The sequence below is a fragment of the Prevotella sp. 10(H) genome (assembly GCF_000711235.1).
Classification (GTDB): domain Bacteria; phylum Bacteroidota; class Bacteroidia; order Bacteroidales; family Dysgonomonadaceae; genus Dysgonomonas.
Map to the genome: position 1 here is coordinate 547176 of NZ_JOMI01000009.1, position 12657 is coordinate 559832.

Annotated in this window: 7 protein-coding genes; all 7 read left to right on the plus strand. The window is 38.7% G+C overall.

What is annotated here, in order from left to right:
• The first annotated feature begins 4 nt into the window (after positions 1 to 4).
• The 7 genes from K348_RS0117695 (at position 5) to K348_RS0117725 (ending at position 12647) form a co-directional block, all read left to right on the plus strand.
• Positions 5 to 583: an RNA polymerase sigma-70 factor gene (locus tag K348_RS0117695; RefSeq protein ID WP_036930774.1), complete on the plus strand. Its 579-nt coding sequence runs from the start codon at positions 5 to 7 to the stop codon at positions 581 to 583.
• Positions 584 to 657: 74 nt separating this feature from the next.
• Positions 658 to 1821 (plus strand): FecR family protein, encoded by a 1164-nt coding sequence (locus K348_RS18640; protein WP_197027688.1) that lies wholly within the window; start codon positions 658 to 660, stop codon positions 1819 to 1821.
• A gap of 211 nt (positions 1822 to 2032) precedes the next feature.
• A complete protein-coding gene (locus K348_RS0117705) occupies positions 2033 to 5461 on the plus strand; it encodes a TonB-dependent receptor (RefSeq protein WP_156032920.1) in 3429 nt (1142 codons plus the stop codon).
• 13 nt (positions 5462 to 5474) lie between these two features.
• The gene (locus K348_RS0117710) at positions 5475 to 7406 is read left to right on the plus strand and encodes a RagB/SusD family nutrient uptake outer membrane protein (RefSeq protein ID WP_029906877.1); all 1932 of its coding nucleotides are present in this window, start codon (positions 5475 to 5477) and stop codon (positions 7404 to 7406) included.
• Positions 7407 to 7425: 19 nt separating this feature from the next.
• Complete coding sequence (locus tag K348_RS0117715) at positions 7426 to 8634, plus strand: DUF5000 domain-containing lipoprotein (RefSeq protein ID WP_029906878.1); 1209 nt, start codon at positions 7426 to 7428, stop codon at positions 8632 to 8634.
• 20 nt (positions 8635 to 8654) lie between these two features.
• The gene (locus K348_RS0117720; protein ID WP_197027689.1) at positions 8655 to 9797 is read left to right on the plus strand and encodes a DUF4998 domain-containing protein; all 1143 of its coding nucleotides are present in this window, start codon (positions 8655 to 8657) and stop codon (positions 9795 to 9797) included.
• A 114-nt stretch (positions 9798 to 9911) separates the two neighbouring features.
• Positions 9912 to 12647, plus strand: a complete 2736-nt coding sequence (locus tag K348_RS0117725; protein WP_081852618.1) for a family 78 glycoside hydrolase catalytic domain — start codon at positions 9912 to 9914, stop codon at positions 12645 to 12647.
• Positions 12648 to 12657: the final 10 nt, after the last annotated feature.

Genomic DNA, 12657 nt, shown 5'->3' on the forward strand with positions numbered 1-12657 from the left:
CTTTATGACTATACATACCAAAGAAGGAAAGTATTTGGAAAATTTTCAGAATCTATTCTCAGAATATTATGAGTCTCTGTGTCTTTTTGCTTACAAATATGTGAGGAACAAAGACATTGCTGAAGATATTGTACAAGACACATTTTTCTCACTTTGGAACAATCAGGAAGATATTGATTTCAGCCAGCCAAAACCACTATTATATAAGTATGTAAAAAACAGGGCAATCGATTTTCTGAGGCAGGCACAAACTAGAAATATCAGCCTGAATACTGATGATATTAGTATAAAGCTTGATAATTATGTCAGGAATCTAATTGTAAATCAACAGGAAGAAGACTTTCACTACAAGCAACTGCAAATAGAATTAAATAAATGTATTGAAGACTTACCGCCTCAATGCCGCAGGGTATTCGAGTTAAGCAGATTCTCTAATTTAAAAAATAAAGAAATTGCTGAAGAGTTACAAATAAACATAAAAACAGTAGAAAAGCACATTACCACTGCACTATTAAGAATAAGACAACATTTGGCAAAACAGGGATTTATATACCTGTTGTTTTATTATTATCTCTTACATTAAAGAAATAAATGAATCTTTTTTAAGATTCATGGTAGGGTTTTTATTATCGTGTACGTATTAATATTATGAATGTTATGCATACGAATGATATAAAACCATATATAGTCCGTTATCTCGATGGAACCATTAATCAATCTGATAAAGAAATTCTTCTGTCATGGTTGGAACATTCTGAAGAAAACCGTAAACTATTTTTGGAATATTTTAATCTTTGGAATTTTTCTGCATCAGAAAATCTATCTTTTGATAAAAATAAAGCTTTAGGTACCTTCTTAAGTAAACTTGAGATTGAAAATTCTAGAGCTAAACCTAAAACTTACAGAAGAAAACTATACAGGAATATAGCTGCCGTTGCTTGTATATTCCTCTTAATTGCTCTCCCCGTATATTATTATACAACAAATAACACTCCGTTAGAATCGGATATTCTCTCCTATGCCAATCAGTACATGCCCGAATTGACTGATACGGCTGATGTACAACTTATATTATCGAAAGAAAAAGTGATAGCTGTAAACGAAAAAGCATCTACAATACAATACGATAAGGATGAGATAAAAATAAACGAAGACCGCCGGATTTCTAAGGAAGAAACCGAAGAATACAATCAGTTAATAGTCCCTTATGGAAAGCATTCTTCTGTTAAGTTCAATGATGGGACAAAAATATGGGTCAATGCCGGTACAAGAGTAATTTATCCAACCCAGTTTGGTAAAAACAGGGAAATATTTGTAGACGGTGAAATCTTTTTAGATGTAGCTAAAGACGAATCACGGCCTTTTATCGTAAAGACGAATAATCTCGACATTCAGGTTCTCGGAACCCGGTTCAATGTATCAACCGATACGCATAATGATAAAAAGGATATTGTACTCGTTTCGGGCTCTGTAAAGATATTGACTAAAAATAAATCCGAGGACATACTGCTCAGCCCGGGCCAAAAATATACGCTGGAAAAGAATGTCTATTCTATACGTGATGTTAATGTGGAAAAATATGTCCAGTGGATTCAAGGATATTATCTTTTGGAAAATGATAAGATAAGCGAGATTGTAAAATATCTGACAAGGTATTATGGCGTTAAAATCGATTATGCCCCATCGGTAGCCAATCTAACTTGCTCAGGAAAACTGGACCTGAAAAAGGATTTATCCGAAGTACTCACCATTCTTGGCAAAACAGCCCCTATAAAATATTCAAAATATAAAGACAATACTTACCGTATCGAGTATAAATAACCACTATGTTAAACTTAACCGAAAATTTAAATGCCTATGAAAATCCGATGAAAAACAATTAAAAAGAATCGGGCAATACTCCAATATCGCCCGATCGAAGATTAAAACCAAAAATCATTGCAAATTTATTAATCTTAATCTATACAAATGTATGATAAAAATTGAAAGATTTGGCTTGTTTCGAGCCAAAGTGAGAAGAATATGCCGAATTATGAAGATATTGATCTTATTTTTAATACTAGGTACCAGCACATGTTTTTCGATTAACACCTACTCTCAAACCACAAAGCTTTCTATCAAGGCCAAAAGCAAAACACTAAAGCAGGTTTTTTCTGAAATAGAGAGGCAGAGTGAGTTCATTTTTGTCTATTATGATAATGTCATAGATACAAAAAAGCGTGTGTCGATTGATGTAAATGATAGTACAATAGATGAAATCCTGAATAAGCTTTTTGAGTCTACAGATAATACCTATGAAATATCGGGCAGACAAATTGTAGTCTCTTCAAATCCGAAAGCTGATACAGTGAAAGATGTAGTGCAGGATGATAGAATAACCGTTAAAGGGAATGTTACCGATATGGATGGTAATCCATTGATAGGCGTTACCATCTTTTTAAAAGAGAATGCTAAAGTAGGAACAGTTACCGATACCGATGGAAATTATTCGATAGATGTACCTGACAAATACGCGACTCTTACTTTTAAGTATATCGGCTTTATAGCCAGAGAAGAAGTTGTCGGTAACCGTAAAGTGATTAACGTCATTCTTCAGGAAGATGTCGGTCAGCTCGAAGAAGTTGTGGTCGTCGGTTTCGGTACGCAGAAAAAACAAAATCTGACAAGCGCCATTACTACAGTCAGGGTTAAAGAACTGAAAGGGCCGACAAGCAACCTCACCACAATGCTTACCGGACGGATTGCAGGAGTAATATCTTACCAGCGGAGCGGAGAACCGGGGCAGGATAATTCCCAGTTCTTTGTGCGGGGGGTAGGTTCATTCGGTGCAGGTAAGGTAAATCCGTTAATTCTCATCGACGGTATCGAGTCATCAGATACTGACCTTGCACGCTTACAACCCGACGATATATCCGATTTCTCGGTTTTAAAAGACGCTGTGGCTGCTGCTGTATACGGAGCAAGGGGTGCAAACGGAGTAATTCTGGTAAATACCAAGCAGGGTATTGACGGAAAGACAAAATTTAATTTCCGTGTAGAAAATTCAATCTCTACTAATACCCGGAATTTTAAGCTTGCCGATAACATTACTTATATGCAATTGGCAAACGAGGCCTACCTGACGCGTATCAAGTATTCGGGAAGCAGTAACGGATTACCCTACAGTATGAAAAAAATAGACCGGACTAAGGCCGGAGAAAATCCGTATCTCTATCCGAGTAACGATTGGATGGATTTGCTGATAGAGCCCCGGACTATGAATCAGCGAATCAACTTAAGTGCTCAGGGTGGCGGACTTATAGCAAAATATTATGTAGCCGGTACCTTCAATATCGACAACGGTATTCTCAAAAATGATAAAGGGAATAATTTCGATAATAATATTAAGTTGAAAAATTATTCAATCCGGTCAAATACCACCCTACAGCTTACGCGAACAACTGAAGCCGTTATCCGTGTATACGGTCAATTTGATGATTATGAAGGACCTGTAGGGGGTGGAGGTGCAATATTCAACTCGGTGTTGAAAGCTAATCCTGTAGCTTTTACTCCTTACTATCCGGCAAGTTATTCACCTTATAAGGAGCACATTTTATTCGGTAATGCCTTGATGACGGGAACAACCAATAAGTTATATAAAAATCCTTATGCCCAAATGGTTTCGGGATATCAGATGTATAATACTTCTACAATAAATGCCCAGATAGAATTGAATCAGAATTTTGATTTTATACTGCCCGGACTTTCTGCCCGTGGAATGGGGTATGTGCAGAGGTATTCAAAATTTGCATCTAACAGGTCATATAATCCGTTTTTCTACAAATCTACCGAGACTGACGGTAATATTTATCTGACACCGTGGAATGACGGTGGGCCATCTTCTATCGGAACTACAGGAACGGAATATCTGAGTTATAATGAAGATGCAAAAGAAATGACAAGTATCTATTATGGAGAAGCTGCATTAAATTATAATCATACATTTAGTAAAGTGCATGCAGTTTCAGGGATGCTCATTGGAACATTACAAAATACGGTGTATGGGAATCCCGGAAGTTTGGAGAAATCATTGCCTCACCGCAATTTAGGATTGTCGGGACGTGCCTCCTATGCCTTTGATTCAAGATATTTTGTAGAATTCAATTTCGGATATAACGGTTCAGAGCGGTTTGCTAAAAACAATCGCTGGGGGTTCTTCCCATCAGTGGGAGTGGCGTGGAATCTTTCCAACGAATCATTCTTTAGCCCTTTGAAAAATACCATATCCAACCTGAAATTTAGGGCTTCGTACGGATTAGTCGGTAATGACCAGATTGGTAAGGCCGAAGACCGTTTCTTCTACTTGTCGAATGTCGATCTCAATTATGATGACAGAGGTTATCGGTTTGGTACAGAATGGGGCTATCACCGAAAAGGAATCAATATAAACCGGTATCCGAATGTAGAAATAGGATGGGAAGAATCGCGGCAAACAAATATAGGGATGGATATTTCGGCTTTTGGAGTGGAAGTAATTGTCGATGCATATCGGAACAAAAGGGATAACATATTGATGCAGCGTACATTTATCCCCGGGACTTTGGGTCTTACCACTGGTAATCCATATGCAAACATAGGTAAAGCCGAGTCGGAAGGAATCGATATTGGCATTACCTATAATAAAGCTTTCGGGAAAGACTGGTGGACTCAGTCGAGAGCAAATTTCACATATGCAACAAACGAAATAAAAGTATATGATGAACCTAACTATCCTGCCAGTGAATGGTATAGGACTAGGGTTGGCCAGAACTCGAATCGCCAGTATGGTTTTATCGCAGAACGTTTGTTTATAGACGATGATGAAGTTGCCAACTCTCCGACACAAACTTTCGGCTCTTATCATGCCGGCGATATCAAGTATCGCGATATAAATGGCGATGGAGTAATCAATGATAAAGATAAAGTGCCGATCGGGCATCCTACCACTCCGGAGATAATTTACGGTTTTGGAGGAACTGTAGGATATAAAGATTTCGATTTAAGTTTTTTCTTTCAGGGATCGGCCCGTTCTTCATTCTTTATCGATCCGGGTGCTATTTCCCCATTCGTACAGAATACAGAATCAGGAGAACAAAATGGCTTGTTAAGAGCTATTGCCGATGACCATTGGTCGGAAGACAACAGAAACCTATATGCGTTCTGGCCACGATTGAGTTTAGATGGTGTAGGAAATAATAACCAGACATCTACATGGTGGATGAGAAACGGATCATTCCTGCGCCTCAAGACACTGGAAGTAGGTTATACTATGCCGGAAAAATTTGTACGGAAGATAGGTATTTCAGATTTCAGGCTTTACCTGAATGCATCGAATTTATTTGTCTTAAGCAACTTCAAAATGTGGGATCCCGAAATGGGCGGTAACGGCTTGGGATATCCGCTGCAGAGAGTTTATAACATAGGAATCAGTTTCGGAATATAAAAAACAAAATATAATGAAAAGAACAGGACGATTACGGTCAATCAAAAAGCAGGCTAATATGTTTTTATTATTAGCTATAGCGCTCTTTTATTCTTCATGTTCAAATTTTCTGGATATTGTGCCGGATAATGTAGCAACATTAGACCATGCCTTTTCTAATACCGTAGAGGCGGAAAAGTATTTATTTACATGTTATTCTTATATACCGAATAATGCCGATATCTCTAACAATCCGGGAATGGTTTCGGGTGATGAATTCTGGCTCAATGACCAATACGCACCCTATACATGGAATCTTATTGCCAAAGGGCAACAGAACTCTGCCAATCCTGCGGCAAATTGCTGGGATGGCTTTCAAAATGGTATCGAATCTTTTAAAGCAATTCGCCATTGTAATACATTCATTGAGAATGTAAGTGACCTGAATAAAGTCAGGGACTTACAATTAGATAAGCGTATGCGATGGCTGGCAGAGGTGAAATTCCTGAAGGCATATTACCATTTTCATTTGCTGCGTCATTACGGGCCGATACCGCTGATAGACAAAAACCTTCCTATATCGGCTACTCCGGAAGAAGTAAAGGTGAAGCGTAAGCCAGTAGATGAATGTGTGGATTTCATAGTGAATCTATTGGACGAATGCTATGAAGATCTGCCTACAAAAATTTTATCTGAAAATGATGAAGCCGGACGGATAACAAAACCGATTAACAGGGCAATAAAAGCACGTGTCCTCTTGTTGGCAGCCAGCCCCTTATTTAATGGAAATACCGATTATAGAAATTTTACAGATAAGGATGGTGTTCTACTGTTTAACACTACGGAAGATGTAAGTAAATGGCAGAAAGCAGCCGATGCAGCCAAAGAAGCGATAGACATAGCGGAACAGACCGGTAACAAGCTTTACTATTATACCTCACCTAAATTTCAGATGACTGATACTACCATGATTCAGATGAGTATACGGGGAGCTGTTACAGAAAGATGGAATGATGAAGTTGTCTGGGGACTGTCTGACAGAAGAGCAGATGGAATACAGAGAGATGCTCAGGCTCATTTATCTAAAGATTGGGGCTCGGGAGAAGCTCATGGTTATCTGGCGCCGACACTGAAAATTATACAACAATTTTACACCAGCAACGGCGTTCCGATCACTGAAGATAAGTTTCTTAACTTTAACGATATAGGAAGATTAAGAACCGCTACGAATGCAGAACGGGTCAATTTTGAAGTGAGATATGAAACTGCCCGTATAAATTTTGACAGGGAAAATCGCTTTTATGCTTCGGTAGGTTTCGATGGTGGTAAGTGGCTTACCGCGGATCTGGCTGCACAAATAGACTACGAGGCGCTCGTCGTTAAAGGTAAAAAGGGGCAGATAAGTTCGGGTGAAATATTAGGTTTTAATTCACAAACCGGATACTATCCCAAAAAACTCGTTAACTGGGAATCTGTATTCAAGGCAAACTCTACGGGAATCAGACAGTATCCATGGCCGGAAGTTCGTTTGGCTGATATCTATTTGATGTATGCCGAAGCACTGAATGAAATACAAGGACCGGTTGAAGATGTGCATAAATATTTAGACCTGATACGAAAACGCGCCGGACTGGAAAGTGTGGCTGACTCATGGAAAAAATATTCGACAAATCCTGCAAAACCGACAACAAAAGAAGGAATGCGAGAGATTATCCGCCAGGAACGTTTAATCGAATTGTGTTTTGAAGGGCATCGTTTTTGGGATTTGAGGAGATGGAAAAAGGCAGCGGAAGTGTTAAATGCCCCTGTTACCGGATGGGATGTAACGCAGAAGGACGCTCCTGCCTATTATCAGGTTGTTACTTATTATCAACAAAAATTTGTAGCTCCCAGAGATTACCTTTGGCCTATACGAATAGACGAATTATCTGTTAACTTGAATTTAGTACAAAATCCGGGATGGTAATATCTTAATTTTAGATGATATGAAAACAGTAAACAAAATAGCAATAATTACTCTTGGCATAGTCCTCCTTGTTCTCATCGGATGCAAGGAAGATAAAATAGCTCCTTGGGAAAACAACACGACTCCTCCCGGGCCGATTTCAAATATAACGATTGTAAATCAGCCCGCACAGGCAACAATAACTTATACATTGCCCCGCGATAAAGACCTCTTGTATGTGAAAGCGGTATATCCTTTGCAATCGGGCGCAATCAGAGAAGTAAAAGCCTCATATTATACAAATACGATGGTTTTGGATGGTTTTGGTGAAGCCGGAACTTATGATGTGAAATTATATGCAGTAAATAGAAGTGAGGTTGAGTCCGAACCTGTAACTATACAGGTTGAGCCATTAAAGAACCCGATATGGGATGTATTTGAGACAATGGAGATTCTACCCGATTTTGCCGGAGTAAGAATAAAGGCTCTCAACGAATTCAGAGCAGATGTAACTATTGAAGTTCTAAGAAAGGATTCGTTAGGCGAATGGGAAAAATTCGGGGATGATATATACACATCGATAGCAGATATAAGTAATACCACCCGCGGATTGGATACAGTTGCCCAGATGTTTGGCGCTACTGTGAGAGATCGTTTCATGAATTATACAGATACGGTGTTTACTACCATTAAACCATTATTTGAAGAGGCACTAGATAAGAGCAAGTTCAGAGAGTTACGACTTCCGGGCGATGCAGATATACAAACAGTGACTGCCGGTATGCGTTTGATATGGGATGGTGATGCGAATTCATCACAAAGCCAGAGAATGTTGACCACTACAGACAATCATAATCCTCAATGGATTACTTTCGATACGGGTCAGGAGTCTAAGTTAAGCCGCTTTAAAACTTATAATTATACTGAATTTGTGGGTGGTAACCGCTTTTACTATTATAGAGGTCAGTTCCGTTATTTCGAGTTATGGGGAACCACGCAATACTCATTAGATGGAAGTTTTGACAGTTGGACTTTACTGGGTACCTATGAAGTAAAAAAACCGTCAGGGCTACCATATGGACAACAGACAACAGAAGACTTTAATTTTGCCGAGGCAGGATTCGAATTCGATGTAGATCCGAATGCTCCAAAAGTGAGGTATCTGAGGATAAAGAGTAACCAGAACTGGGAAGGTAGTACCTGGATGGAGCTTTTAGAGATCAATTTATATGGAGATACTCGTAAATGATAATTATTAATGTGATGTTTATGAAAAAATATATATTTAGAAAATTGATTTATTTACTGTTGCTGGCAATAATATTTAATTCTTCCTGTGCTGATCCCGAAGACTATAAGCAATTTCTTGAAGGAGGAGAAATATCTTATACAGGGAAAATCGATTCTGTAATAGTATTATCGGGAAAAGAAAGGATTTATATTCAGGGTCTGTTCAGATCAGACCCAAAAGTAACAAAATGTGTAATATACTGGAATAGCAAATTGGATTCGTTAGCTGTGCCTGTTGAGCGCACAGACAGGACGGATACAATGAAAGTGATTGTACCACTGGCAGAAAATCTATACAATTTTGAGTTCCGCACATTCGATGCCGACGGTAATGCTTCTATTCCGGTATATTCTATTGGAAGATCATACGGGGATTTATACCAGAAATCTATTTCCAACAGGCTTATCCTCTCAGCAATAACGGATGAAGCTACAGGCGATGTCACAGTGAACTGGAGAGATATAGATAAAACGTTGGGTGCTTTTGCTACAGATGTGATATATACCGATAATCAGGATAAAGAGCGTAAAGTACGTGTAAGCACAAGTGCGTCGAATTCTATTCTGGAAGATTATAAGAAAGGAACGCAGTTTAGCTATAAGACTCTATATAGACCTGATACACTCTGTATTGACACGTTCTATACAGCAATAAACAATCAAAAGGCTGTATTTAAAATAGATAAGAGCAGTTGGGTTGCTTCAGCCGATACCTATGAGCCTACAGGGCAAATGCCAAACGGAGGGCCACCGTCATTCGTTATTGATGACAATCCTGATACATACTGGCATACGGTGCATGCATCGCATACAACACCGTTCCCGCATTGGCTGGCTTTCGATATGGGTAAAGAAGTTGTTGTAGATATAGTTGAACTTACTTCTAGGAGTGATCACCTCAACGCTGATTTCAGAGATTTCTGGATAGAGGGTAGAAACTCCGAATCGGAAGAATGGAAATTGTACGGAGTTTTCTTCTTGCCTGATGTGGTAGGTCCGCAACAGTTCATGCTGAATGATTCGCCAAGGATGAGGTATCTCAGGATATATCAGCTGAATGGCGGAGGGGAGCCGCATTCTCATCTGGCAGAATTTTCTGTATACGGAAGTTTTATAGAGTAATAATATATCAAATATATATTATTATCTTTATTTCCCAACCTGCAGGCATTCGTTGTGCCCTGCCTGCAGGTTTAAATTGTTTGCCAATAATCCGTTAACCTATACTCAATGAATATGAAAAGTAATTTCCGGTACCTGTTGTATATTTGTTTATCATCCATTTTTTTTCTTGTTTCCTGTGCTCAGAAAGATATTATAATTAAAAACCTGAAATGCGAGCATCTTGATAATCCGATAGCCATTGATAATGCCGAGCCTCTTTTAAGCTGGCAACTCCAATCCATAGAAAGAAATAAGAAACAGTCGGCATACAGGATTCTTGTTGCAAGCGACCCTTCCTTATTGAAAGATTCTGTTGCCGATTTATGGGATTCGGGTATAGTGAAGTCCGACCAATCTGTGAATGTACCTTATAAAGGTAAGAGACTGGGATCAAGACAGAATGCCTGTTGGAAAGTCATGGTTTGGGATGAGAATAACCAACCTTCAGATTGGAGTAAAACTTCATTTTGGAGTATGGGATTATTAAATCCTGAAGATTGGGCTGCTCAATGGATTACTAATATGGAAGATATGTATCCGGATTCGACTTTAACATATCCGGCTCCTTATTTTAGGAAGGAAGTCGAGATAAATAAATCGATAAAAAAGGCTAAGGCATATATCTGTGGGCTTGGATTTTACGAATTATATCTGAACGGAGAGAAAGTCGGGGATCATGTAATGGCTCCTGTTGTAACCAACTACGACAAGAGACAATTGAAAAACCTGATATATCCATATGACGATCAGTCCACTCAGCGTGTACTTTATAATACCTTTGATGTGACCGATATGCTGAAAAAAGGCAAAAATGCACTCGGAGCAATATTAGGAAACGGATGGTATAATCAACGTGAAAGGACTGTAGAAGGATGGATGTGGTATAATACACCACGCATGATTCTTCAATTGGAAATTGAATACAAAGATGGGTCTACAGAAGTTATTAAGACTGATGAAACATGGAAGACTTCAGATAGTCCGATAATACATAATTCTATATTTATCGGTGAGGTTTACGATGCAAGGCTCGAGCAGGATGGATGGAATAAGGTTAATTATGATGATTCGACATGGAAAGATTGTATCATTGCCAAAAGCCCGGTCGGAAGTTTGCAACCTCAGCTGGCACCGGCAGATAAGGTCATTCGCTCTTTAGATGTAAAACTAAAAGAGCAGGTAAATGATTCCACATATATATATGAATTACCGGAACTGATCTCAGGCTGGATAGAGATTAATGTTAAAGGTTCAGCAGGTGATTATGTAAAGATGCAATTTTTTGGTGAAGAAGGCGATAGCTTTGGTCAGCAGGACATTTATATATCGAAAGGTGGCGATGCCGAAAAATGGGAACCACGTTTTACATGGCATGCATTCAGAACATTTAAAGTTATTTCACCTAATATTAAATTGGAAGAGAAAGACTTAATAGCCAAAGTTGTACATACATCTGTGGAAAGAAGTGGAGAATTTAATTGCTCCAACGACTTATTCAATAAAATATTTGATGCATATATACGTACCCAAAATGCAAATTTCCATGGTAGTATAAGCAGCGATTGCCCGCATAGAGAACGCCTCGCCTATACGGGAGATGGACAGGCATTGACTGAAAGTTCGATCCTTTCGTATGATATGACGAGAATGTATCCAAAATGGTTCAATGATATGGAGGATGCCCGTAACAAAAAAACGGGATATGTTCCGCATACTGCTCCATTTGCAGGCGGTGGTGGCGGCCCTGCATGGGGTTCGGCTTTTGTTATTATGCCATGGATTTATTACAATTATTATGGTAATAAAGCAATATTGAAAAGCTATTATGAAGGGATGAAGCAATGGGTGGAATATCTAGGCACACGTACGAACGAGAGAGGATTAATAGTAAAAGAAGAACCGAACGGCTGGTGTCTGGGAGATTGGTGTATGCCTGATGATAGTAATCATACTCCTTTGCCCGAGCCTCTCGCTAATACTTGCTACTATTATCATATGTCTGATATAATGTCGAAGATTGCAGGGATATTAGGCATGCAAAATGATTCTCTTTTCTTTGCCGATCTTGCCAGTAAAATAAAACAGGATTTCAATCGTGAATTTTATAATCCCGAGACTAACCATTATTGGGAAGGAAGGCAAGGAGCCGATGTCTTTCCTCTTGCTTTCGGTCTAGTTCCGGAAGATAATAAGGAAAAGGTTTTCAATGCATTACTGAAACATCTGGAAAATATCGATTATCATTTCGATACCGGATTTTTGGCTACACCTTTGACCCTTAAAGTATTATCGGATAATGGGCGGGATGATATAGCTTTCAGGTTGATGAATCAAAATTCATATCCAAGTTATGCTTATCTTATGGATGACAAATATTCTACAATATGGGAAAGATGGGATGGAAGAGATTCCCGTTGTCACCCGATGTTTGGCGGTGTTGTCACTTGGTTTTATAGGGCAATAGCCGGAATAAATATAGATGAAAGCAATCCGGTGATGAAACATATAAAGATATCACCTAAACTTATCGGGGATATAAAGTATTGCAATGCATCTTATAAATCTCTTTACGGAATGATCCGTTCTTCGTGGAAAATTCAGGAAGGGGGTACAATCAATATAAATATTGAAATTCCGGTTAATACGGCTGCTACAGTTTATTTACCCGAGGCGAAGAATAAGACTGTTACAGAATCCGGTTTATTTCTCGACCAGCATAAAGACATTCATTTTGTGGGCTTCGATAATAATGACGCTGTTATAGAATTAGGCTCTGGAAAATATGAATTTATTATTTCCGCAAATTAGGAGCTATTTG

Coding starts and splice junctions, on each gene's coding strand:
- K348_RS0117710 (WP_029906877.1), top strand. CDS start 5,475: ATGAAAAGAACAGGACGATTACGGTCAATCAAAAAGCAGGCTAATATG.
- K348_RS0117715 (WP_029906878.1), top strand. CDS start 7,426: ATGAAAACAGTAAACAAAATAGCAATAATTACTCTTGGCATAGTCCTC.
- K348_RS0117695 (WP_036930774.1), top strand. CDS start 5: ATGACTATACATACCAAAGAAGGAAAGTATTTGGAAAATTTTCAGAAT.
- K348_RS0117725 (WP_081852618.1), top strand. CDS start 9,912: ATGAAAAGTAATTTCCGGTACCTGTTGTATATTTGTTTATCATCCATT.
- K348_RS0117720 (WP_197027689.1), top strand. CDS start 8,655: ATGAAAAAATATATATTTAGAAAATTGATTTATTTACTGTTGCTGGCA.
- K348_RS0117705 (WP_156032920.1), top strand. CDS start 2,033: ATGAAGATATTGATCTTATTTTTAATACTAGGTACCAGCACATGTTTT.
- K348_RS18640 (WP_197027688.1), top strand. CDS start 658: ATGCATACGAATGATATAAAACCATATATAGTCCGTTATCTCGATGGA.